The organism is Streptomyces sp. NPDC005963 (assembly GCF_040638655.1).
Taxonomy (GTDB): Bacteria; Actinomycetota; Actinomycetes; order Streptomycetales; family Streptomycetaceae; genus Streptomyces.
On the sequence record NZ_JBEXVD010000004.1, the window covers coordinates 311,599 to 332,663 of the forward strand.

Consider the following 21,065-nt stretch of genomic DNA (forward strand, 5'->3'; position numbering starts at 1 on the left):
GGTCTCCGAGACCACGGCCGCGCGTCGTCGAGGTGTGTCGGGCATCCCACCGGCGAGCAGGTTCGGTACCCCGGCCAGGCGGTGCTGGGAAGCCGCTGCGGTCGACAAGAGAGGTCAACAAAGCCGGCCCGGACACCGGGCCGGCGGGATCGGTTGTTTCAGTGGCCTTGCTCGTCACGGCGGCGCTGCCACCGCTCCTCGATCCGGTCCATCACCGATTTACGCTGACGGGACTGACGGGGCTGGCGGCGAGCACCCGCTGCCGCATCCCCCAGGGTCTGCTGCTCACCCGGCTTCGGCGCTTTGCGCCATCCGGTGACGGCCAGGACCGCACAGCCCAGCATGACGAGGAACCCCACCACACTGATCCAGATCTGCTGCGCGACCATTCCGGCCATGAGGAGCGCGATACCCACCAGGAAGCCCGCGACCGCTTGGTAGACCCGTCGCCGGGTGTACGTACGCAGCCCGCTTCCCTCAAGCGCTGTAGCGAACTTGGGATCTTCGGCGTACAGCGCTCGCTCCATCTGCTCGAGCATTCGCTGCTCGTGCTCCGAGAGCGGCACGGAGTCCTCCTAGTCGTCGGCCGCGGGGGCGACCGTATGCGGCCCTTTCAGGATAGGCAGGGAATCGCCCCCGTGAAACCCGCCCTCTACGCCAATTCGCCAGCTTGGGCCGCCACGGCGGCTTTGGCTGTTGAGGCGTAGATTCCCCAACCTCCGATCCGTCATGCCGGATGGTGTCCTTCGATCATACGGGGCGATCGACACGATCGGGGGGTCTGTGGCGTACTCCATCTGCGGCTGCGCCCCTGATCAGGCGCGCTTCTCACCCAGGACGTGCAGCTGAGAGGCGACCGCGTGGAATGTGGAGAGCTCGGCGGCGGCTGCCTCCAGCTTGAGCAGGGCGTCCAGGGCACCCGGCTCGGTGTCCACCAGAACACCGGGAACCAGATCGGCGAAGATCCGTACGCCGTGCACGGCGCCTACCTCGACCCCGGCTTCGCCGCACAGCTCGGTGAGCTGGTCGGTGGTGAATCGGCGGGGCACGGGGTCACCGTCCCCCCACCGTCCGGCGGGGTCGGTCAGCGCCTGGCGCGCCTCGGCGAAGTGGCCGGCGAGGGCGCGGGCGATGACGGCACCGCCGAGGCCGGCGACCAGCAGGCTGATCGCACCCGCGGGCCGCAGTGCGGCCACCGCGTTGCGCACGCCTTCGGCGGGATCGTCCACATACTCCAGGACCCCGTGGCACAGGACGACGTCGTAGGAGTCGCGTTCCACCACATCGAAGAGTCCGTGCACATCGCCCTGCACACCGCGGATGCGGTCGGCGACGCCGGCCTCCGCAGCACGGCGCTCCAGCGCGAAGAGCGCGTTGGGGCTGGGATCGACCACGGTGACCCGGTGGCCGAGCTGGGCGACCGGCACGGCGAACGAGCCGCTGCCGCCGCCCGTGTCGAGGACGTCGAGGACGTCCGCGCCGGTCGCCTTGGCCCGACGGTCGAGAGCGTCCTTCACGACTTCCCAGACCACGGAAGTGCGCAGCGAGGCCCGGGGCGGGCGCGGTGGGGTCTCCCCACGGGGGGACTGGTCCGGCACGGCAGTTGACTCCTCGGACGGGTGCCGCCCCCTGGCCGCTGCGGCGCGACGGGGCGGACGGTGTGCGATGACCTGGGCCGACGGATGTCGGGTCGGACCGGGTCGATGGACGCTCGATGGGCTGGGAACGTCACCCACCCTATTGCCTCCACCGCGTCTCCCAGCGTTCCGTCTCATGTGACGGCCTGCACTGACCTCCGCCGTCACCGGATCTCGTACACCGCTGCCCCTTCCCTGTGCGGACCGCCCCTCACCCACCCGACCCAGTACTCCACGGGATCTCAGGCCCTCCCCGTCGCGTCCTTTGGTGCCCTGTCGGTGTGGCCCTCCCTCGGGAGCGGCAGGACGGGTTGGACGACCAGCATCCGCTCGACGAGCCGGAGGAACCTGGCGGCGTCACGCAGGAGTCCATCGGCATCGCGGCTGCTCGCCGCACCGGCTATGCCGGCTTCCGCCCGCGCCCGCCGTGCGGCGCCCGAGGCGAACAGGGTGCTCCACTCGGCGAGTTCGGGTGCCGATTCGGGCAGCAGCTCCCATGCCGTGCGGATGCCCGCCCTCCGGCCGCGGCGGGGCGCGCTCCCCGAGCTCGGCGGCGTGTTGGGCGAGCCGTCGGGATATCCGCGGGCGGCCAGGACGGCCGCGGCGGTGCGCAGGGCGGCGAGATGGGCCCGCGCATAGCGTTCGTTGGGCACGTCGAGGGTGGCCGCCTCGTCGAGTCCAGTACGGGCCTGCGCAAGGAGGTCGAGGGCCGCGGGCGGCGCCGATGCGCGCCGCAGGACGGGATGGACATCGCTCGCGGGCCCGGCCAGTGAGGGGACAGGGCCGGTGGCACGGCGCCGATGTGCGGCGGCCGGATGGCGGTTGGCCATGACGAACCTCCTGTCGTCGTGTGACGGCTCTGTGGCCGTATGTGCCCATCGTGAAGGGCCCCACTGACAATCGGCCTCGACCTGCGCTTTTGCCGTGGCCAAAGGTTCGCGATAGTTTTTGAACTGACTGGTCAGTTCAAAAGAGGGGGACGTGTGGACGGACCACGCGGGGCGCGCATCAGCGCCGAGGGCCTCGGGCTCAAGGGGCCGCGGGGTTGGGCGTTCAGGGCGGTGGACCTCCAGGCCGAACCGGGCTCGCTCATCGCCGTCGAAGGGCCGTCCGGCTCCGGGCGCACCTGCCTCCTGCTCGCCCTCAGCGGCAGGATGCGCACCACCGAGGGCAGCGCCGAAGTCGACGGACTCCCCCTGCCGCGCAAGATGGCCGCCGTCCGCGCAATCAGCGCCCTGGGCCACGTACCGGGGGTCAATGAGCTCGACCCGGCGCTGACGGTCGCCGAGCACCTGAGCGAACGGGCCCTCATGCAGCGTCGGTTCGCCGGTTCGCTGCCCGAACTCACCCGGAACCTGCTGCTCTCGCGGACCGATCGGCGCGCCGACGCACGACGGCGGATCGACGAGGCGCTGGAGACTGCGGGCCTCGCCGTGGCAGAACTGCCCCGGGGAGTTCGCACACCGGTGCGCGAGGTGGAACGGCTGGGGGCACTGCGGCTGTCCATCGCCCTGGCGCTGATCGGACGCCCCCGCCTCCTCGCGATCGACGACACCGATCTCAAACTCTCCGCGGTCGACCGGCGCGCGGCCTGGTCGGCGCTGCGGTCGGTCGCCGCATCCGGCACGACCGTACTGGCGGTGTCCAGCCAGGCCCCGCCGTACGCGACGACCGTGCAGACCACCACGTCCAACGCGCCCGCACCGCACCCCGGCGGTCCGCACCCCGACGGTCCGGCCGCCGGTCGGGACGGGTCGACCGACCGAGGCGACGACGACGCCGGAACCCCCGGGGACACGGCGAGCGGGAAGAACGAACGGCACACACGGAGGGGAACGGCCGATGCGCTCGCCGAAGCTGGCCGCGCTTGAACTCAAGCGGTTCGGCAGGGGAAGGCTGCCGCGCGCCGCGATCGTCGCGGTCGTGCTGCTCCCACTGCTGTACGGCGCGCTGTACCTGTGGTCCTTCTGGGACCCGTACGCACAACTCGACCGGGTGCCCGTGGCCCTCGTCAACGAGGACGCCGGTGCGACCACGCGGGGAGAACGCGTCTCGGCGGGTGACGACATCGTCCGCGGTCTGCACGACAGCGAGGTGTTCGCCTGGGACGAGGTCAGCGCGAAGGAGGCCCGTGAGGGCGTCGAGAGCGGCGCGTACTACCTCTCCTTGACCCTGCCGAAGGACCTCAGCTCACGCATCGCGTCCAGCGACGGCGACTCGCCCGAGACCGGCGCCCTCCAGGTGCACACGAACGACGCCAACAACTACATCGTCGGGCAGATCTCCCGGACGGTGTTCGCCGAGGTCCGTACGGCGGCGTCGGCCAAGGCGTCCCGCGGCTTCCTCGACCGGATCTTCATCTCGTTCTCCGACATCCACGCGGCGACCGAGGAGGCGGCCAAGGGGGCGACCGAGTTGAAGGGTGGCATCGGGGAGGCCAAGCAGGGCTCCCGCGACCTCGCCGACGGACTCAAGGACGCGAAGGCCAGCACCGGAAAGCTGGCGGGCGGTCTGACCCAGCTGACCGAGGGAGCCGGTGAACTGGAGTCGGGCTCGCGGCAACTCGCTTCCGGTACGCAGACCATCGCGAACAAGGTCAACGGGATCGCCGACGGCGTCCGCCCCTATCTGAAGGGTGACGGCACGTCCATCGGAACGGCCGCCCGACGGGCAGCCGACTCCTCCCGGGCGCTGCGCGAACGGATCGACGACCTGGTGACCGCGGCCCCGACCGCTGCCGCCACCGCGCGCGCGTCGGCCGACGAACTGAGCGCGATCCACCGCGAGCGCTGTATCGACGCAGAGCAAGACGCAGAGCAAGCGGACACCGCCTGCCCCGCGCTCCAGCAGGCCAGCACCGCGGCGACGGCTGCGGCCGGCGCCGCGGCCGACGCCAACGCCCTGGTGCAGGGGAACGAGCGCGCGTTCAAGAAGTTCGACACCAAGCTCGCCGACCTCCAGGGCAAGGCCGACGACCTCGCCCGGCGCGCCCCCGGCCTCGACGACGACCTCAAGTCCGCCGTGGACCGCGTCAACGCCCTCAACTCCGGGGCGAAGGAGGTCTTCCAGGGCGCCAAGAAGCTCCACGCCGGCCTGGGTGGCGCACGGTCCGGCGCCAAGGGGCTCGACTCCGGCGTCAGCAAGTTGACCGAGGGTGCCGGGAACCTGGACGGCGGTCTGTTCAAACTCGCCGATGGATCGGCCGAGCTGGCGGGTGGACTCAAGAGCGGTGTCACCAAGATCCCGGACTACGACGAGCCGGACCGCGATCGCCGTACGGAGGTGATGGCCGACCCCGTGCGTCTGGCGAGCCAGTCGCTGAACGAAGCACCCAACTACGGCACCGGCTTCGCCCCGTACTTCATTCCGCTCTCCCTCTGGGTGGGCGCCATGGTCGCGTACATGATCATTCAGCCGCTCAACCGTCGGGCACTGGCCGCCGGAGGCTCTGCCTGGCGGATCGCGCTGGCGGGGTGGCTGCCGGTGGTCGCGATCGGGCTGGTGCAGGTCGGCGCGCTCCTCTCGGTACTGCACTGGGGGCTCGGGCTGCACATGGCCCGCGCAGCCGGTACGGTCGCCTTCCTGGCGCTCACCATCGGCTGCTTCGCGGCGATCGTCCAGTGGCTGAACGCCCGTTTCGGCGCCGCGGGACGGATCCTCGTACTCGCCGTGCTGATGCTCCAGTTGACCTCGGCCGGTGGCACCTATCCCGTCCAGACCAGTCCCGCGTTCTTCAACGCGCTGCACCCCTTCCTGCCGATGACCCATGTGGTCGAGGCACTGCGCAGGCTGATCACGGGCGGTGGACTCGGTCCGGTGTGGCAGGCCACTGCCGTCCTGCTCGCGTTCACCGCGGGCGCGCTCGCCCTCACGGCACTGTCCGCCCGCCGCAAACAGGTGTGGACACTGGACCGGCTGCACCCCGAACTGAGCCTCTGAGGTGCCGCGAAGAGTCGGGAGCGATCCGGGAAGCGGGTCGAACCTGTGAGAATCGGCACCATGGACGCGAGGGACAGCAGCAGCACCAGACGCCGGGCGACACGGGCGAAACTGTACGAAGCGGCAGTGACACTGATAGCCGAGCAGGGTTTCTCGGCGACCACGGTGGACGAGATCGCCGAGCGCGCCGGAGTGGCCAAGGGCACGGTCTACTACAACTTCAAGAGCAAGACCGAACTCTTCGAGGAACTGCTGCGGTACGGGGTCGGGCTGCTCACCGCCTCACTCCAGTCGGCCGCCGACCGGACGGCGGAGCGCGGCGGTACGAAGGTGGCCGCGCTGGACGCGATGATCCGTGCCGGCCTGGTCTTCATCGACCGCTACCCGGCCTTCACCCAGCTGTACGTCGCCGAGCTGTGGCGCACCAACCGGGCGTGGCAGTCGACGTTGCTGGTGGTGCGCCAACAGGCGGTGGCCGTGGTCGAGACGGTGCTCCGGGAGGCCGTGGAGAACGGCGAACTCAGCGATGAGATCGACATTCCGCTGACGGCCGCCGCACTCGTCGGGATGGTGTTGGTGGCGGCGTTGGACTGGCAGTCGTTCCAGCGAGAACGGTCGCTCGACGACGTCCATGCGGCGCTCTCCCGGTTGCTGTACGGACGGGTGAGCGGTCGCTGAGCCCATCCGGAACCGAGTGCCGAGTGTCGGGGCCGGCGCAGGGGGCGAACGACAGGACACCGGTCCGGTGGCCACCCGAGTCTTCGAGTGGCCACCGGACCGGTGTCCCTCCTGCTTCCCCCGTGCTTCCCCCGTGTCCCGCGGGCGCTTCCCCCGTGCCCGCGGGCCCCTGCTCCCCCGTCCCTCTCCCGTGAACCCCTTCCTGGTCCCCCGTGGGTTCCTCGGGCCTCCGCTCCCCCCGCAGACGCGGAGAGCCCGAGGTCGTTCATCGGTGTCGGGTCGGATGTCCCGGAGGAGCCGCGCCGTTCCGCCACCCCGTGTCGGCGGTACCGGCGCCGGCCCCTCCTGCGTGATCTCCACTCTCCCTTCCGTGCTGATGACGGCCCATCCGTACGGGTACTCAAGTCATCGGCTAGGTACCGGTACTCACGTCTGCGCATCCGCGCCCAGCGCCGAAGGACCGTCCCTAGATACGATCGCGTCCGTGTCCGTACTCCCCCTTGTGTTCACGAGCGGCTGGGCCAGCGGGATCAACGCCTACGCTGTGGTCCTGCTCCTCGGTCTGTTCGGTGCCACCGGGCTCACCGACGAGGTGCCCGAGTCGCTCCAGCGCACGGACGTACTGATCGTGGCCGGGGTGCTCTTCCTCTGCGAAGCCGTGGCCGACAAGATCCCCTACGTCGACTCGGTGTGGGACACCGCCCATACCGTGATCCGTCCGATCGCCGGGGCCGTCGTGGCGGCGCTGTTGGCCGGTGAGAGCGGCTCGCTCCCCGAACTCGCGGCCGGTGCGGTCGGGGGGTCCACCGCGCTGATGAGCCATCTGGTCAAAGCGGGCACGCGGATGGCGGTCAACACCTCGCCCGAGCCGTTCAGCAATGTCGTGTTGAGCGTGGCCGAGGACCTCGGTGTCGCTGGGGTCATCACCTTCGCCATGTTCAATCCCGTGGCCGCGGCCGTCGTGGCGGGCGTGTTGTTGCTGTTGGGCATCGTGACGGTCGTCCTGCTCGCCAAGAAGATCCGGCGCTTTCTGCGGCGCAGGGCCCAGCGGCGCGAGGAGAAGCGCCTGGCGTCCGGCGGCAGACCGTCGGGGTGAGCCCCTGGTCGAACGGCTCACCCGGAAGCCGTGTCGGTGGCAGTCGATAGAGTCGCAGGCATGGCACGGATTGCAGTGATCGGCTCGGGAATGGGCGCCATGGCGGCTGCCGCACGGCTGGCCGTGGCGGGCCACCGGGTGACGGTGTTCGAGCGCTCGGCGACCTACGGCGGAGCCGTCGGCTCCGTTCGGCGCGAGGGGTTCGCCTTCGACACCGGCCCCGGGCTACTGCACCTACCGGCCGTATGGCGGGACCTCTTCGTCAAGACCGGCAAGGAGCCCCTGGAGCAGTGCGTCGATCTGGTGCAGGTCGACCCGGCGAGCCGGCACCTCTTCGCGGACGGCACGGACGTCACCCTGCCCAATGCATCACGCGCCGGGATCGTCTCCGCATTGGAGGGTGCCCTGGGCGCGGGGGCGGGTGAGCGGTGGGGTGGGTTCCTCGGACGGGCCCGGGAGGCTTGGGACCGCTCGCGTCGACCGCTCCTGGAGGAGCCGTTGCGGTCCGACTGGCACCCGTTGGAACGCGATCCGTATCCCGCGGTGCGCCAGCGCAGACTGCTGCGCTCCCGGCAGGCCGGCACGGTCGCCGAGGTGGGCGCCTGGGAGTTGGGCGATCCCCGGTTGGCCGCCCTCTTCGATGCGTACGCCCTGTCCTACGGCCTGGATCCGCGGAGCGCCCCCGCGAGCGCGGCCCTGCTGCCCTACATGGAGCAGACCTTCGGCAGTTGGTATGTGACGGGCGGGCTGCGGGAGTTGGCCCGCGCGGTGTACGAGCGCTGTGTCGCCCGCAGGGTCGAGTTCGTCTTCGGTGCGGAGGTGAACGCGATCGTCGAGCGGGACGATCGGGCCGCGGGGGTCGCCCTGGCCGACGGGACCGTCGTGGAGGCGGACTGGGTGGTGGCGGGCATCGGGAACGTCCGGAGCCTGACCACCAGCCCGCTCTGGCACGACGGCGAGGTGTCCGCCCAGACTTCGGCGGACCTGGTGCAGCCGGGTAGGTTCACCGTGCTGCTGGCCCTACGGGGTGCCCGGCCCTCGACCGCACACCGGACCGTGGTGCACTCCCTGGATCCGGAGGCGGAGGCGGAGGCCGTCTTCGGCGGTCGGGCCGCCGACCACCCCACGGTCACCGTGTTGCGGCCCGACGACCCGCTGACCCGCCCCGACGCCGAGCACGAGGCGATCACCGTGAGCGCAACGGTCGCCGGGCAGGGCGGCCAACTCGACTGGTCCGACAAGGCGTTGCGCGAGCGGTACGCGGAGCTTCTGCTCGATGCGGCCGGTCGAGCCACCGGCGGCGTGCGGGAACTGCGCGAACGACTGCTCTGGCATGAGGTCCTGACCCCGGTCGAGACGGGGGTGTTGACCCCACCCGCGCTGGCCGGTGGGCGGGGTCGTTGGCTGCACCCGGGGAACAGCACCCGGCTGCCCGGTCTCCTCCTGGTGGGAGGACATGCCCACCCCGGGGGCGGGCTGGCGCACGCGGGGATGTCGGGAGCGCTGGTCGCCGGGCTGATCGTCGAAGGAGCGGATTTCCGGGGATCCCAGTGACCGCAGGAAGCACCGCTGTGCCGCCGTGCTCGCTGCTTCGTGCCACCGCTGCCACTGCCGGTCGGTGCCCGGGGCAGCGGGGCGCGCGGGATCAGTAGCGGTACTGCTGTTCGTTCTGCCCGGAGTCATAGCCGTACTGGGCGGGTTCCTCGTGCGGCGGGTGTTCGTCGGTGTCGCGCTGCTGCGGGACCCAGACCCCTCCCGGGGGCGTCTCCGAGTAGGGCTGCTGGGCGTAGTACGGGTCCGCCGGGTACTGCTGCTCGTTGCCGAAGCTGTCGTAGCTCTCGTAGGTGCCGTACTGCTGCCCGCCCACGTACGGGTCGGAGTAGGCCGCGTACTGCTGCTGCCCGGTGCCGTAGTCGTACTGACCGACCGGACTCTCCTGATCGGCGGGCTGCTGCTGGGCGTAGTACGGGTCGAAGGCGCCGGCGTACGCGTCGGTGTCCTGGGGGTGGGCCGCCGGGCCCGCGTGCTGTCCTTCGCCCTGGGAGGCGTTCAGGGCGTCATAGGCCGCGTCGCTGTAGACGCCGTACTGACCGGTCTCGTCGGGCAGGGGCAACGGCTCGTATATGGCCTGGGGCCCCACGGCGGTCTCCATGGCGGCGAACGCGTCGGCGTTCTCCTCGATCGGGGACACCTCAAGCGCGGGCTCGCGCGGCCCGTCGCCGCTGCCCGCCCGACGGCGACGGCTCGCCCCCGGTCCGCCGCCGATGGCCCAGCCGGTGGAGAAGCCCTTGCGGAACGAGAGCGTCACACAGGTCTGGCCGATCGCAAAGGCGATGGCACCGAGACCGATGACGGCGACGGACGACATCAACACGCCGATGACCACACCGACGAAGCCGCCGAACGCCAACAGCCGCCAGCGCAGCCGCGCCTTGTACTGCAGCAGGACCTCGCCGAGCAACCACAGCGCCACGACGCCGAAAGCGATATAGAGGACCGTCCAGCCCATGCCCGCCCCTCTCCTTCGGCCGCCGCCCCGGCTCAGGACGGGTTCGACCGGTTACGACTGCACGTGCAGTCCGAGATTCTCGTAGATTTCGAGCGTCGCAGTCGAGTTGTTGAGCGTGATGAAATGCAGACCGGGGACACCCTCGGAAAGCAACTCTGCGCAGAACTCCGTTGCGAACTCGATACCCATGGAGCGTACAGCGGTGGGATCGTCCTTGACGGAGTGGATGCGATCTTTCAGCTCGGACGGGAACGCGGCATTGCTGAGCTGAGCGAATCGATCAAGCTGCTTGACGCTCGTGACCGGCATGATCTCGGGAATGATGGGGGTGTCGCAGCCGGCCGCGGCGACCCGGTCGCGCAGTCGCAGATAGTCCTGCGGCTGCCAGAACATCTGGGTGATGGCGTAGTCGGCCCCGGCACGGCACTTGGCGACGAAGTGCTGGATGTCCGTGTCCCAGTCCTGGGAGCGGGGGTGCATCTCCGGGAAGGCTGCGACGCCGACGCAGAAGTCACCCGACTCCTTGATCAGCTGGACCAGATCGGCCGCGTACTCCACACCTTCAGGGTGCTTGATCCACTCCGCGGTGGGGTCGCCGGGCGGGTCGCCGCGGACCGCGAGGATGTTGCGGATTCCGGCGTCCGCATACTGGCCGATCATATTGCGCAGTTCGGCGATGGAGTGGTTGACCGCGGTCAGATGGGCCACCGGGGTCAGTGTGGTGTCGGAGGCGATCTGCTCGGTGGCCCGCACCGTCCCGGAGCGGGTGGAGCCGCCCGCGCCGTAGGTCACCGAGACGAAGCTGGGAGCCACCGCCTCGATCCTGCGCAGGGCGTTCCAGAGGTTGCGCTCACCCTTTTCGGTCTTGGGCGCCCAGAACTCGAACGAGTAGGAAGTCTTGCCTGTGGCGAGCAGTTCGCGCACGGTCAGTGCGCGATCCGTCCTGGTCGATGATGTTCCGAGGGCCATGCTCGCAGGCTAGCGGGGGCCAGGAAGGCAGCCCAACCGGAGTCCATCTATCGGACACACACTGTCCGTAATGAGGTAGTGGAGGTCAAAACCTGCTGCGCTCAGTGACCGCGGGCCACGATCCGTGCCCTGAGTGCAGCCGCCGCTGCCGCCGGATCGGTCGCCTCGGTGATGGCGCGGACGACGACGACCCGCCGTGCTCCCGCGTCCAACACCTCGTCGAGGTTCCCCGCGTCGATGCCCCCGATGGCGAACCAGGGCCGCTGGGTCTTGAGGGCGGCCGTGTGCCGTACGAGGTCGAGGCCGGGGGCGTGGCGCCCGGGCTTGGTGGGGGTGGGCCAGCAGGGGCCGGTGCAGAAGTAGTCCACCCCGGGCTCGACGGCCGCGGCGGCGGCTTCGGCGGCGGAGTGGGTGGAGCGACCGATGAGGGGTGCGGCACCGATGACGGCGCGGGCAGCGGGTACCGGAAGGTCTCCCTGCCCCAGATGGAGCACGTCGGCGCCGATGGCATGGGCGACGTCCGCGCGGTCGTTCACCGCGAGCAGCTTGCCGTGCCTGCGGCAGGCGTCCGCGAAGATCCGGAGGTTCTCCAACTCCGCTGCGGCTTCCATGCCCTTGTCCCGGAGTTGCACGATGTCCACGCCGCCGGAGAGGGCCGCGTCGAGGAAGTCGGGGAGGTCCCCCTGCCGGGTCCTGGCGTCGGTGCACAGATAGAGCAGGGACGCGTCCAGGGCGCGGCGCAGCGGCTCGGCGGCCACCGCCCGGGTGGACGGTTCGGACGACGGCGCATGGGTCGCGGACATAAGGATCCCCCGGAGCAGTTCGGCGGTGTGCGGCCGGGCTGGGACGTGGCCGCACACCGCGGGTGCTGTGTCGTTCGTGATGGCGCGACCTAGACGGCGAGCGCCTGCGCTCTGCGCTTCACCTCCGTGCCGCGGTTCTCGCTGAGCGCCTGTGCGGGGGTGCCCGGCAGCGACGGGTCGGGAGTGAAGAGCCACTCCAGCATCTCCGCGTCGGTGAATCCGTCGTCCCTCAGCAGGGTCAGGGTCCCGGAGAGGCCCTTCACGACCTTGTCGTCGCTGATGAAGGCGGCGGGGACGTGCAGCGCCCTGTTCTCCCCGCGGCGCACCGCGATCAGCTGGCCCTCCTTGACCAGTTGCCTCACACGGGTCACCTCGACCCCGAGCTTCTCCGCGATGTCGGGGAGGTTGAGCCAGGCGGGCACGAGGGCATCGATCTTTGCGTCAATCTCGGTCACGGGACAAGCCTGCCATCTGGGACTGTCAGCCGGTAGCCGGACCCCGGCCGTGGAGCACGTCCATCCGGGGATCCGAGGAAGGGAACCGCTGGTCAGCGCCCTGCGGAATCGCTCATTTCGATTTACTGGGAAGCGGCCTTCAGGGGGATCGACGGGTCGCCGGCGCGCTCGACGACCAGGAGCGCTCCGCTGTGGATGAGCTTGCGGCCCTGTGCCAGGTCGCGGGGCCTCCCCACGGCGAGCAGGGCGACCAGAGCTCCGCGCCGCAGCCACAGCACCGACCACTCCGGGTCAGCGGGGTCGCCCCGCCACAGGACGGTGTCCGCAGCCGCGTGGTCGCCGGCGTACTGCACGAACCGCCCGAACTGCTCGGACCAGAAGTACGGCACGGGGTCATAGGTCTGGGGTGGTGTGCCGAGTACGTCGGCGATCACGTTGGACGCGACCGTCCGGGGTCCTTGGAGTGCGTTGTCCCAGTGGTGGACGAGGAGTCGTCTGCCGTAGCGCGCGGAGGGGAAGGATGCGCAGTCGCCCACGGCGTACACGGAGGGCAGGGAGGTGCGGAGGTGCTCGTCGGCGACGATCGCGGCGTCCGCTCCGATGGCGATCCCCGAACCGGCGAGCCAGGCGGTGGCGGGGCGGGCCCCGATGCCGACGACGACGGCTCCGGCGGGGATGCGCCGCCCGTCCGCCAGGAGCACCGAGCCGTCCTCCACACCGGCGACCCGGGTACCGGTGAGCAGTTGCACTCCGCCCTGGCCGTACCAGGCGGCCATCGGGGCCGCGACCTCGGCGGGCAGCGCGCCGGCGAGGGGGAGGTCCGCGGCCTCGACCACGGTGACCGCACACCCGGCCGCCCGGGCGGCCGTGGCGAACTCGGCCCCGATCCACCCCGCACCGACGACCACGATGTCGTGCTGCCGGGCGAGGACGGGACGCAGTCGGGCCGCGTCGTCGAGCGTGCGCAGCAGATGGACGCCGGGGACGCCTTCGGTGCCCGGCAGTTCGATCGGCTCCGCGCCCGTGGCGATGACCAGGGTGTCGTAGGGGACGGGGCCGGCCTCGGTGTCCAGTTCCCGGGCGGTGGCGCGCACTCCGGTGACGTCCACGCCGAGGCGGAGTTCGATGTCCAGCGCTTCGAAGTCGACCTCGAAGGCGGAGTCCTCGGCCTTGCCGAGCAGAACCGCCTTGGACAGGGGCGGTCTGTCGTACGGCTGGTGGGGTTCGGCGCCGATCAGGGTGATCGGGCCGGTGAAGCCCTGCTCGCGCAGGGCGACGGCGGTCTGCACCCCCGCCATGCCCGCACCGACGACCGTCACGCGCTGTGTCCGCTGCTCGCTCACATGCCCACCCTAAACAGCTGACGGAACGTCAGGAAAGCAGGGCGTCTGCGGGGACCTCTTCGACCACGCTCGTACCGCTGCCCTCCTGCGACTCCCACTCCCAGGTCTCGTCCAATCTGACCCGCCCGTCGGGCAGGTCGACGACCTCGGAGACGCAGTGCCCCGACGACGTGGTCCCGTCGGCCTTGAGCTGGACGTAGCGGAAGTCGATCCGGTCATTCTCACGACTGCCGACCAGATAGCCGCGGACCACGTCGCCACCCTCGTACTCGGCCCAGATCCGACCGTCCCGCTCGTGGTACGCGAACCGGGTGCTGGTGCCCACCTGACCCGGTGCCTGATCGGCGACCGGGGCGAGGACGAGCCCGTCGAGTGACCTTGCCATGCTCCGCGCTCCCTTGCGCCTGGGGCCCACTCGGTCGCACCGGCCACGGCGGTGCGCGGCCGACCCTCTGACGCGAGTTGGGGCCGGGGGTTAGGGTGGCCACCGTAAAGCACTCGCGGGAGCCCGGACGCACCGGGCTGAGAGGGGGGCTGGCCGGCCTCCGACCGTACGAACCTGATCCGGGTCATGCCGGCGAAGGGAGGAGCTGGCCCACCGTGCCGTACGTCCCCCGCACCCGCGCCACAGCGCAGGGCGCGCACGCACCGTCCAAGAGCACCGACGTCCTCGTCGTCGGGGGCGGAATCATCGGCCTCGCCACCGCCTGGCGAACCGCCCAACACGGTCTGGGCGTCGCCGTCGTCGATCCTGCACCGGGCGGTGGAGCGGCCCAGGTGGCGGCGGGAATGCTCGCCGCCGTCACCGAACTCCACTACGGCGAGCAGACCCTGCTCGCCCTCAATCTGGAATCCGCGCAGCGCTACCCGGACTTCACCGCCGAACTGGAGGAGTGCAGCGGCCAGGAGGTCGGCTACCGCCCCTGCGGCACCCTGGCGGTGGCGCTCGACAGCGACGACCGGGCCCATCTGCGGGAGCTCCACGCCCTTCAGCAGCGCTCCGGCCTGGACTCCCAGTGGCTCTCGGGCCGCGAATGCCGACGTCTCGAACCGATGCTCGCCCCCGGCGTACGCGGCGGACTGCGGGTGGACGGCGACCACCAGGTCGACCCGCGACGGCTCACCTCGGCGTTGCTCACCGCCTGCGAACGCGCCGGCGTGGTCTTCCACCGCGACTGGGCGCAGTCCCTCACCGTGCGCGGTGACCGGGCGGTGGGCGTGCGGCTCGCCGACGGGCAAGAGGTCCGCGCCGAACAGACCGTACTCGCCGGCGGCAGCTTCAGCAGGGAGCTGGACGGGGTGCCGCCGCACGTGCTGCCCCCGGTACGACCGGTCAAGGGCCAGGTCCTGCGCCTCCGGGTGCCTGCCGCCTTCGCCCCCTTCCTGTCCCGGACCGTACGGGCGGTCGTGCGGGGCGGCTCCGTCTACCTGGTGCCGCGGCAGGACGGCGAACTGGTCGTCGGGGCCACCAGCGAGGAGCTGGGGTGGGACACCACGGTCACCGCGGGAGGCGTCTACGAACTGCTGCGCGACGCCCATGAACTGGTCCCCGGCATCACCGAACTGCCCCTCGTCGAGACCAGGGCCGGACTGCGCCCCGGCACCCCGGACAACGCCCCCCTCCTCGGCCCGACCGCGCTGCCCGGCCTGCTGCTCGCCACGGGGCACTACCGCAATGGCGTCCTACTCACCCCGCTGACCGCCGATGCGATGGCTTCGGTGCTCGTCCGCGGCGTACTGCCCGACGAGGCGCTCCCCTTCACCCCGCACCGTTTCGCACCCCTCGCCCAGGAGCACTCCGCATGAACACTCACCCCGTGGCGGTGTCCATCAACGGCGAAAGGCGCGAAGTCTCCGCCGGAACCACCCTGGGCGCCCTGGTCGCCGAGCTCACCGCCGCCCCGACGGGCGTCGCGGCAGCGGTGAACGAGACCGTGGTGCCCCGTAGCCGCTGGGAGCTGACCCTCCTCGACGACGGAGACCGCATCGAAGTGCTCACCGCTGTTCAGGGAGGCTGACCCGTGTCCACACCCGCCTCTGCCCCCACCGACGCTCCCGGCCCTCCCGCTGACACCGGCTTGGACGATCCGCTGCTCATCGCGGACACCGCCTTCACCTCCCGACTGATCATGGGTACGGGCGGGGCGCCCAGTCTCGACGTCCTGGAACGCGCCCTCGTGGCCAGCGGCACCGAACTCACCACGGTGGCCATGCGCCGCCTCGATCCCACCGTCCAAGGCTCGGTGCTCTCGGTCCTCGCCGAACTCGGCATCCGGGTCCTGCCCAACACGGCGGGCTGCTTCACCGCGGGCGAGGCCGTCCTCACCGCCCGGCTCGCCCGTGAGGCCCTCGGCACCGACTGGATCAAGCTGGAGGTCGTCGCCGACGAACGGACCCTGCTGCCCGATCCGGTCGAATTGCTCGATGCGGCGGAAACTCTGGTCGACGACGGTTTCACCGTACTGCCCTACACGAACGACGATCCGATCCTGGCCCGGAAGCTGGAGGACGCGGGGTGCGCAGCGGTGATGCCCCTCGGGTCCCCGATCGGTTCCGGGCTGGGTATCCGCAATCCCCACAACTTCCAGCTGATCACCGAGCGGGCGCAGGTGCCCGTGATCCTCGACGCGGGCGCGGGCACCGCGTCCGATGCCGCGTTCGCCATGGAGCTGGGGTGCGCAGCGGTGATGCTCGCATCAGCGGTCACCCGCGCCCAGGAACCGGTGCTGATGGCGCACGCGATGCGGCACGCGGTCACGGCCGGCCGCCTCGCCCGGCGCGCCGGACGCATCCCCCGCCGGCACTTCGCCCTGGCGTCGTCGCCGGAGGCCGGCAGGGCGGAGTTCGACCCCGAGCGCCCCGCGTTCTAGGCGTGCTGTCGCGGAACGCCCCGCTCCGCCAGGTCGCGCACGGCTGCGCAACGGCGCCCGCCGGACGCGGTCCACCCCGGTCCCCGGCGGCGGGGCGGGCGTCCGGCGGCGGGGTAAGCGCAGGCCCGCCGGTGCGCGCGGGCTGTCACAGCTCTGCTGCGGTACGGACGCGACCAGATCGTCCTGTCGGTACCGGCTCGTAGAATCGCTGCGTGGACACGACCCTCCAGGACCCCCTCGTCGGGCAGCTGCTCGACGGCCGCTACCGCGTCGACGCGCGCATCGCCGTCGGCGGTATGGCCACGGTCTACCGGGCCGTCGACACCCGTCTCGACCGCGAGCTCGCCCTCAAGGTCATGCACCCGGCCCTCGCGACCGACGTCACCTTCGTCGAGCGCTTCATCCGCGAGGCCAAGTCGGTGGCGCGGCTGGCGCACCCCAATGTGGTCGCGGTCTTCGACCAGGGCGCCGAGGGCGCCTACGTCTACCTGGCGATGGAGTACGTCGCCGGCTGCACCCTGCGTGACGTACTGCGGGAGCGGGGCGCACTCCAGCCGCGGGCGGCGCTGGACATCCTGGAAGCCGTGCTCGCCGCCCTGGGCGCGGCCCATCGCGCCGGTTTCGTCCACCGCGACATCAAGCCGGAGAACGTCCTCATAGGGGACGACGGCCGGGTCAAGGTGGCCGATTTTGGACTGGTGCGCGCCGTGGGCTCGGTCACCAACACCACCGGCACGGTCCTCGGCACGGTGTCCTACCTCGCCCCCGAGCAGATCGAGGACGGCACGTCCGACACCCGCACCGATGTGTACGCGTGCGGCGTCGTGCTCTACGAGATGCTCACCGGCGCCAAACCGTACGGCGGCCAGACACCGGCGCACGTGCTCTACCAGCACCTCCACGAGGACGTTCAGCCACCGTCCGCGCTGGCGCCCGGGCTCGCGGCGGAACTGGACGACCTGGTGGCGAGGGCCACCGCCCGCAATCCCGATGCGCGCCCCGACGACGCGGTGGCACTGCTGGCCAGGGCGCGTCGGGCGCGGGCCGGGCTCAGTGACGAACAACTCGATCGGATGCCGCCCCGGGCTTCGGCCGTCGACGCCACCCGGTCCAGCGCCGACCGGTCCAGCGCCGACCGGGAGCCGCCCGCCGGCCGCGCGGACGGCCAGGAGCGCACGGACGTGATCAGCAGGGCCCTGCCGGCACCGGAGTCCGGCGTCAGCCACACGGCTCGGCTGGTCCTGCCCCCGATGACCCCGGACCGTCCCGGCGGGCGCCGGCGGCTCGCCCTGCCCCGCCGCGGCATCATCGCGGCCCTCACGGCCGTACTGCTGGTACTCGGCGTGGGTGCGGGCGTTTGGTACATCAATTCCGGCCAGTTCACCCGCGTTCCCGCCCTCATCGGCAAGACCGAGAAGGAAGCCCGCCAGGACCTCCGGACTGCCGGCCTCGACGTGCGCGACGTCCGCAAGGAGTTCAGCGAGACGGTCGACCGCGGAACCGTCATCAGCAGCGATCCGGCCACCCACGAGCGCATCCGCGGCAATGGATCGGTCACGCTCATCATCTCGCGCGGCCCGGAGATCGTCCGGGTGCCCGATCTCCGGGGCGAATCACTGGACGACGCGGAACGGACCCTACGGGACCTCGGGCTGGCACCCGGGGTGGTGACCAAGGCGTTCAGCCAGGAGGTTCCCCAGGGCGCGGTGATCCGTACGGACCCGGGTGCGGGGGCCGGCCGCAGCCCGGACTCCGCGGTGGCCATCGTGGTGAGCAAGGGCGCACCGATCACGGTGCCCGATGTCGCCGGGCGCCCGGTGCAGGAAGCGACGAGCGTGCTGGAGGGCGCCGGATTCGAGGTCTCGGTGGCCGCCGAGCAGGTCCACGCACCCGAGGCGGCGGGCACGGTGGCCCGGCAGTCCGCACCTTCGGGCACCCGGCTCGCCAGCGGTGACACCGTGACGTTGACGGTGTCGAAGGGCCCGCGGATGGTGGCGGTCCCCGATGTGGTGGGGCAGAGCGCCGGCGAGGCCAAGAGCGCACTGGAGGCCGCCGGCTTCCGGGTGAAGACCGAGAAGAACTTCCCGTACCTCGGTGACACGGTGGAGAGCCAGTCGCCCGGCGGCGACGACGAGGCACCGGAGAACAGCACGGTCACCATCAAGATCAAGGGTCTGTGATCACCGTGTCCCGGTGAACCACCGCCCCGGCCACGGTCCGGCATCGAGTGGGGCGTGCTCGTCGCACGTCCCAGGATGTCCACCGCGCCCCGCCCCTCCCCTGATGAGAACAGCGAGAACCCCCATGCGAAACCCCGTCGGCGGTCATGTCCCCGTGGCGGGAGGTCTGGCGACCACCGGTCTCGGTTACGCGCACGAGTTGAAGGCCGAGACCGTCCAGGTCTTCGTGGCCAATCCGCGCGGCTGGGCGACACCACCGGGGAACCCGGCACAGGACGAACGGTTCCGTGCCGGGTGTGCCGAAGCCGGGTTGACCGCTTGGGTCCATGCGCCCTATCTGATCAACTTCGGGTCCCACACCGAGGCGACCGCCGAGAAGTCGGTGGAGTCGCTGCGGCACTCCCTGCGCAGGGGGCGGCAGATCGGTGCGCGGGGCGTCGTCGTCCACACCGGTTCCGCCACCGGGGGTCGCACCCGTGAGGTGGCGTTGGCGCAGGCCAGGGAGTTGATGCTGCCGCTGTTGGACGAGTTGACGCACGACGACGATCCGTTCCTCCTGCTGGAGTCCACCGCCGGACAGGGCTTCTCGCTCTGCTCCCGCGCGGAGGACTTCGGCCCCTACTTCGACGCCCTGGACGCCCACCCCAAACTCGGCATCTGCTTGGACACCTGCCACATCCACGCGGCGGGACATGATCTGGCGGACCCGCTCGGAGTGCAGCGGACGCTCGACCTGCTGGTGGAGACGGTGGGCGAGGGCCGGCTCAAGCTGATCCACGCCAATGACTCCCAGGAGGCGGCCGGTGCGCGCAAGGACCGGCACGCCAACATCGGTGCCGGTCACATCGGCGCGGAGGCGTTCGGACGGTTGCTGCGCCATCCGGCGACCGAAGGGGTACCGCTGGTCATCGAAACACCCGGAGGGCCACAGGGGCACGCTGCCGACGTGGAGCGGTTGAAGGCCCTCCGCCCCTGACCAAATACCCTGTGGGGGTATAAGGTTTCTGTCTGTTCGCAGGAACCTCACACCCAACTCGGGGGATCCCTCATGCAGCACGACGCTCACGGCCACCCGGCGGGCCACCCTGGAAGCCCGAACGGAACGGGCCACGAGCACGCCCAGCACACCCAGCACTCAGGACATGAGCACCACGCTGATCACATAGAACACACGGAACACTCACCACACGGAGCACATCCGCCGAGCGGGGCGGAGCACAGCGGGCACGAAGGACCGGGCGGACACGAAGGCCACAGCGCGCACGACGACCACAGCGCGCACGAGGACGGCGTCAGCTGGTCCATGGCGGCCCGGGCGACCCTCCACTGTCTCATCGGCTGCGCCATCGGTGAAGTGCTGGGCATGGTGATCGGTACGGCCCTGGGCTGGCACAACGTTCCGACGATGGCGCTCGCCATCTTCCTCGCCTTCATCTTCGGCTACTCGTTCACCATGATCACGATCCTGCGTGCCGGCCTCAGCTTCAAGGCTGCGGTCAAGGTCGCCCTGGCCGCCGACACGCTCTCCATCCTGGTCATGGAGATCACGGACAACAGCGTGCTCGCGCTCTGGCCCGGAGCCATGCACGCCCAACTGTCCGATGGCTTGTTCTGGTACGCGCTGGCGATCGCCTTCGCCGTCGCCTTCCTCGTCACCACTCCGGTGAACAAGTGGCTGATCGGCCGGGGCAAGGGCCACGCCGTCATGCACCAGTTCCACTGAGGCGAGTTGCACGGGGACGAGCAGGCTCCACAACAACCGACAACGGCACCGCACGACGAAGGGCCCTGGCGCGCGCCAGGGCCCTTGTCACGTGTCACTACAGCTCAGGGCCGTCCCCGGGTTCCTCCTGATAGGAGTACCGCTGCTCCTCCCAGGGGTCGCCCAGGTTGTGATAGCCGCGCTCCTCCCAGAACCCGCGGCGGTCCGCCGTCATGTACTCCACGCCCCGGACCCATTTGGGCCCCTTCCAGGCGTAGAGATGCGGAACCACCAGGCGGAGCGGAAACCCATGCTCCGCCGTGAGCAGTTCACCGTCCTTGTGCGTGGCGAAAATCGTGCGCTCGGCCGTGAAGTCGGAGAGTCGCATGTTGGCGCTGAAGCCGTACTCGGCCCAGACCATGACATGCGTGACGTCATCCGCAGGCGGCGCGAGATCGACGATGACGGAGGCGGGCACACCGCCCCATTCGGCCCCCAACATGCTGAACTTCGTCACGCAGTGCAGATCGGCCACCACGGTGGAAAACGGCAATGCGGAGAATTCCTCATGGCTCCAGCAGTGCTTGTCCCCGTCGGCCGTCGCCCCGAACACCCTGAATTCCCAACGGTCCGCCTTGAATTTGGGTACCGGACCATAGTGGGTAACGGGCCAACCGCGCTGGACTCGCTGTCCCGGTGGAAGCGTGGACTCCTCTGCTGCGCGGTAATCCCGGCTCTCCGGCTGACCCATGCGTTCCATGGTGACAGACCGGGAGGGGTGGTCATGACCAGGTCTGGCCCGATTCGGGCAACTCCTACTAAGGAGGCACTTACTGGACGGCTCACTATGGCGATGCAAGGATGCGCGGACCTGCCCCCGAGCC

Annotated in this window: 21 protein-coding genes and 1 riboswitch; of the genes, 11 read left to right on the forward strand and 10 right to left on the reverse strand. The window is 70.5% G+C overall.

Going from position 1 to position 21,065, the window contains the following annotated elements:
- Positions 1 to 158: 158 nt before the first annotated feature.
- From ABZ348_RS09230 to ABZ348_RS09240, 3 genes are all read right to left on the reverse strand, one after another.
- Positions 159 to 566 (reverse strand): DUF3040 domain-containing protein, encoded by a 408-nt coding sequence (locus tag ABZ348_RS09230; RefSeq protein ID WP_329017462.1) that lies wholly within the window; start codon positions 564 to 566, stop codon positions 159 to 161.
- A 249-nt stretch (positions 567 to 815) separates the two neighbouring features.
- A complete protein-coding gene (locus ABZ348_RS09235; RefSeq protein WP_358930931.1) occupies positions 816 to 1,598 on the reverse strand; it encodes a methyltransferase in 783 nt (260 codons plus the stop codon).
- A gap of 281 nt (positions 1,599 to 1,879) precedes the next feature.
- The gene (locus ABZ348_RS09240; RefSeq protein ID WP_358930933.1) at positions 1,880 to 2,467 is read right to left on the reverse strand and encodes an SAV_6107 family HEPN domain-containing protein; all 588 of its coding nucleotides are present in this window, start codon (positions 2,465 to 2,467) and stop codon (positions 1,880 to 1,882) included.
- Positions 2,468 to 2,620: 153 nt separating this feature from the next.
- Here ABZ348_RS09240 and ABZ348_RS09245 point away from each other — a divergent pair, with 153 nt between their 5' ends.
- The 5 genes from ABZ348_RS09245 (at position 2,621) to ABZ348_RS09265 (ending at position 8,904) form a co-directional block, all read left to right on the forward strand.
- Positions 2,621 to 3,508 carry an ATP-binding cassette domain-containing protein gene (locus ABZ348_RS09245; protein ID WP_358930935.1) on the forward strand — a complete coding sequence of 296 codons (888 nt, stop codon included), beginning with the start codon at positions 2,621 to 2,623 and terminating at the stop codon, positions 3,506 to 3,508.
- Positions 3,480 to 5,576 (forward strand): YhgE/Pip domain-containing protein, encoded by a 2,097-nt coding sequence (locus tag ABZ348_RS09250; RefSeq protein ID WP_358930937.1) that lies wholly within the window; start codon positions 3,480 to 3,482, stop codon positions 5,574 to 5,576. Before ABZ348_RS09245 ends, ABZ348_RS09250 begins: the two co-directional genes overlap by 29 nt.
- A 60-nt stretch (positions 5,577 to 5,636) precedes the next feature.
- A complete protein-coding gene (locus ABZ348_RS09255; protein WP_358930939.1) occupies positions 5,637 to 6,254 on the forward strand; it encodes a helix-turn-helix domain-containing protein in 618 nt (205 codons plus the stop codon).
- A 484-nt stretch (positions 6,255 to 6,738) separates the two neighbouring features.
- Positions 6,739 to 7,350 (forward strand): DUF4126 domain-containing protein, encoded by a 612-nt coding sequence (locus ABZ348_RS09260; protein WP_358930941.1) that lies wholly within the window; start codon positions 6,739 to 6,741, stop codon positions 7,348 to 7,350.
- A gap of 75 nt (positions 7,351 to 7,425) precedes the next feature.
- On the forward strand, positions 7,426 to 8,904 hold the full coding sequence (locus ABZ348_RS09265) for an NAD(P)/FAD-dependent oxidoreductase (RefSeq protein ID WP_358931082.1): 1,479 nt from the start codon (positions 7,426 to 7,428) through the stop codon (positions 8,902 to 8,904).
- Between the two features lie 91 nt (positions 8,905 to 8,995).
- Here the strand turns inward: ABZ348_RS09265 and ABZ348_RS09270 are convergent, their stop codons facing one another.
- The 6 genes from ABZ348_RS09270 to ABZ348_RS09295 all read right to left on the reverse strand — a co-directional run bounded on the left by ABZ348_RS09270 (position 8,996) and on the right by ABZ348_RS09295 (position 13,814).
- Positions 8,996 to 9,859: a hypothetical protein gene (locus tag ABZ348_RS09270; RefSeq protein WP_358930943.1), complete on the reverse strand. Its 864-nt coding sequence runs from the start codon at positions 9,857 to 9,859 to the stop codon at positions 8,996 to 8,998.
- A gap of 51 nt (positions 9,860 to 9,910) precedes the next feature.
- Entirely contained in the window at positions 9,911 to 10,828 is a 918-nt protein-coding gene (metF, locus tag ABZ348_RS09275; protein WP_358930945.1) for a methylenetetrahydrofolate reductase [NAD(P)H], read from the reverse strand.
- A gap of 101 nt (positions 10,829 to 10,929) precedes the next feature.
- The gene (thiE, locus tag ABZ348_RS09280) at positions 10,930 to 11,631 is read right to left on the reverse strand and encodes a thiamine phosphate synthase (RefSeq protein WP_358930947.1); all 702 of its coding nucleotides are present in this window, start codon (positions 11,629 to 11,631) and stop codon (positions 10,930 to 10,932) included.
- A gap of 89 nt (positions 11,632 to 11,720) precedes the next feature.
- Positions 11,721 to 12,086, reverse strand: a complete 366-nt coding sequence (locus ABZ348_RS09285; protein WP_358930948.1) for an Rv2175c family DNA-binding protein — start codon at positions 12,084 to 12,086, stop codon at positions 11,721 to 11,723.
- A gap of 122 nt (positions 12,087 to 12,208) precedes the next feature.
- Positions 12,209 to 13,384 (reverse strand): FAD-dependent oxidoreductase, encoded by a 1,176-nt coding sequence (locus tag ABZ348_RS09290; RefSeq protein ID WP_358931083.1) that lies wholly within the window; start codon positions 13,382 to 13,384, stop codon positions 12,209 to 12,211.
- 73 nt (positions 13,385 to 13,457) lie between these two features.
- Positions 13,458 to 13,814 carry a hypothetical protein gene (locus ABZ348_RS09295; RefSeq protein ID WP_358930949.1) on the reverse strand — a complete coding sequence of 119 codons (357 nt, stop codon included), beginning with the start codon at positions 13,812 to 13,814 and terminating at the stop codon, positions 13,458 to 13,460.
- 105 nt (positions 13,815 to 13,919) lie between these two features.
- Positions 13,920 to 14,033, forward strand: a riboswitch (TPP riboswitch).
- Here ABZ348_RS09295 and thiO point away from each other — a divergent pair.
- The 6 genes from thiO to ABZ348_RS09325 all read left to right on the forward strand — a co-directional run bounded on the left by thiO (position 14,030) and on the right by ABZ348_RS09325 (position 20,202).
- The gene (gene thiO / locus ABZ348_RS09300; RefSeq protein WP_358930950.1) at positions 14,030 to 15,235 is read left to right on the forward strand and encodes a glycine oxidase ThiO; all 1,206 of its coding nucleotides are present in this window, start codon (positions 14,030 to 14,032) and stop codon (positions 15,233 to 15,235) included. Its footprint overlaps the riboswitch before it by 4 nt.
- A complete protein-coding gene (thiS, locus tag ABZ348_RS09305; RefSeq protein WP_358930952.1) occupies positions 15,232 to 15,447 on the forward strand; it encodes a sulfur carrier protein ThiS in 216 nt (71 codons plus the stop codon). The genes thiO and thiS overlap by 4 nt, the downstream gene beginning before the upstream one ends.
- 60 nt (positions 15,448 to 15,507) lie before the next feature.
- Complete coding sequence (locus ABZ348_RS09310; RefSeq protein WP_358931085.1) at positions 15,508 to 16,299, forward strand: thiazole synthase; 792 nt, start codon at positions 15,508 to 15,510, stop codon at positions 16,297 to 16,299.
- A 212-nt stretch (positions 16,300 to 16,511) separates the two neighbouring features.
- Positions 16,512 to 18,479 (forward strand): Stk1 family PASTA domain-containing Ser/Thr kinase, encoded by a 1,968-nt coding sequence (pknB, locus tag ABZ348_RS09315; RefSeq protein WP_358930954.1) that lies wholly within the window; start codon positions 16,512 to 16,514, stop codon positions 18,477 to 18,479.
- A gap of 124 nt (positions 18,480 to 18,603) precedes the next feature.
- A complete protein-coding gene (locus ABZ348_RS09320) occupies positions 18,604 to 19,455 on the forward strand; it encodes a deoxyribonuclease IV (protein WP_358930956.1) in 852 nt (283 codons plus the stop codon).
- Between the two features lie 72 nt (positions 19,456 to 19,527).
- Positions 19,528 to 20,202, forward strand: a complete 675-nt coding sequence (locus ABZ348_RS09325) for a DUF4396 domain-containing protein (protein ID WP_358930958.1) — start codon at positions 19,528 to 19,530, stop codon at positions 20,200 to 20,202.
- 97 nt (positions 20,203 to 20,299) lie between these two features.
- Here the strand turns inward: ABZ348_RS09325 and ABZ348_RS09330 are convergent, their stop codons facing one another.
- Positions 20,300 to 20,932, reverse strand: a complete 633-nt coding sequence (locus ABZ348_RS09330) for a sulfite oxidase-like oxidoreductase (RefSeq protein ID WP_358930960.1) — start codon at positions 20,930 to 20,932, stop codon at positions 20,300 to 20,302.
- Positions 20,933 to 21,065 lie beyond the last annotated feature (133 nt).

Bases quoted from the DNA above. Each gene is read 5' to 3' on its own strand.
- ABZ348_RS09240 (WP_358930933.1), bottom strand. From the start codon at position 2,467: ATGGCCAACCGCCATCCGGCCGCCGCACATCGGCGCCGTGCCACCGGC.
- ABZ348_RS09270 (WP_358930943.1), bottom strand. From the start codon at position 9,859: ATGGGCTGGACGGTCCTCTATATCGCTTTCGGCGTCGTGGCGCTGTGG.
- metF (WP_358930945.1), bottom strand. From the start codon at position 10,828: ATGGCCCTCGGAACATCATCGACCAGGACGGATCGCGCACTGACCGTG.
- ABZ348_RS09295 (WP_358930949.1), bottom strand. From the start codon at position 13,814: ATGGCAAGGTCACTCGACGGGCTCGTCCTCGCCCCGGTCGCCGATCAG.
- ABZ348_RS09255 (WP_358930939.1), top strand. From the start codon at position 5,637: ATGGACGCGAGGGACAGCAGCAGCACCAGACGCCGGGCGACACGGGCG.
- ABZ348_RS09250 (WP_358930937.1), top strand. From the start codon at position 3,480: ATGCGCTCGCCGAAGCTGGCCGCGCTTGAACTCAAGCGGTTCGGCAGG.
- ABZ348_RS09325 (WP_358930958.1), top strand. From the start codon at position 19,528: ATGCAGCACGACGCTCACGGCCACCCGGCGGGCCACCCTGGAAGCCCG.
- thiS (WP_358930952.1), top strand. From the start codon at position 15,232: ATGAACACTCACCCCGTGGCGGTGTCCATCAACGGCGAAAGGCGCGAA.
- ABZ348_RS09320 (WP_358930956.1), top strand. From the start codon at position 18,604: ATGCGAAACCCCGTCGGCGGTCATGTCCCCGTGGCGGGAGGTCTGGCG.
- ABZ348_RS09290 (WP_358931083.1), bottom strand. From the start codon at position 13,384: ATGGCGGGGGTGCAGACCGCCGTCGCCCTGCGCGAGCAGGGCTTCACC.
- thiE (WP_358930947.1), bottom strand. From the start codon at position 11,631: ATGTCCGCGACCCATGCGCCGTCGTCCGAACCGTCCACCCGGGCGGTG.
- ABZ348_RS09330 (WP_358930960.1), bottom strand. From the start codon at position 20,932: ATGGGTCAGCCGGAGAGCCGGGATTACCGCGCAGCAGAGGAGTCCACG.